Source organism: Bacillus sp. LR--39, from assembly GCF_053613335.1.
Map to the genome: position 1 here is coordinate 1 of NZ_JBSIOT010000316.1, position 1,085 is coordinate 1,085.

Consider the following 1,085-nt stretch of genomic DNA (forward strand, 5'->3'; position numbering starts at 1 on the left):
GCTTGATTGTCATGTAGTCAATCAACTGCTTCAGCGACCAGCTGCCATTTTTGACAAAGTGTGTGTAAAGAAGCGGGAATGCTGTTTCTAAGCCGACAATTCCGAATGGCGCCAGTTTCATTTCTGTTTTTTTCTCTTCTTCCGTATGCGGTGCATGGTCTGTTGCGATAAAATCAATTGTTCCGTCTAAAAGACCTTCAATTAAAGCAGCTCTGTCTTCTGCACTGCGGAGCGGCGGATTCATTTTATAGTTTGTGTCCAGCCCCGGGATGTCCTCATCACAAAGCAGCAAATGATGCGGCGACACTTCTGCTGTCACTCTGATTCCCGCTTTTTTCGCATCGCGTACAACTCTGACAGATTCTTTCGTGCTGATATGGCATACATGATAGTGGCAGTTTGCCGCTTCAGCCAGCAGCACATCGCGAGCAATATGAACCGATTCACACACAGAAGGAATGCCGTTTAGCCCGTTCGCTTTGGAGAATGTCCCCTCATGTACGCTTCCTCCGTAAATTAAGGAGTTGTCCTCGCAATGTGCAACAATCGCTTTGTCAATTGCGGCTGCCCGTTTCATCGCTTCATACATCATTCCTGCTGTCTGTATACCAACGCCGTCATCTGTAAAAGCAAATGCCCCGGCTTCTTTTAACGCTTCAAAGTTTGTCATTTCATCGCCGATTTGTCTGATCGTAATGGATGCATATGGAAGAACTCTGACGCATGATGTTTCTTTAATTCTGTTTTGCAGCCATTCCATCTGCTCCTTTGTATCAGGAACCGGCCGCGTATTCGGCATTGCTGCTACTGTAGTATAGCCGCCGCGTGCCGCCGCTTTGGCCCCGGTTTCAATTGTTTCTTTTTTCTCTCCGCCAGGCTCTCTGAAATGCACGTGGAGATCAACAAACCCAGGTGAAACGAGCAAACCTTTCGCATCAATTACCGTTTCATTATCCGTTGCATCAAGCTTGCCGATTGCGGTGATGGTTTCTCCAGTCACTCGGATATCCGCTTCTGTTTTTTCACCATTTTCGTTTAGTATCCAGCCGTTTTTAATGAGATATGACATACGCTGCTTCTCCTCT

The 1,085-nt window shown here is 46.8% G+C and carries 1 protein-coding gene; it reads right to left on the minus strand.

Annotated features, from left to right (window positions below; translation table 11 throughout):
* Nucleotides 1-1,069, minus strand: a 1,069-nt coding sequence (locus ACWHAR_RS22830) for a dihydroorotase (protein WP_452087918.1), incomplete at its 3' end; no start/stop codon positions are given.
* Between the last annotated feature and the right edge of the window lie 16 nt (nt 1,070-1,085).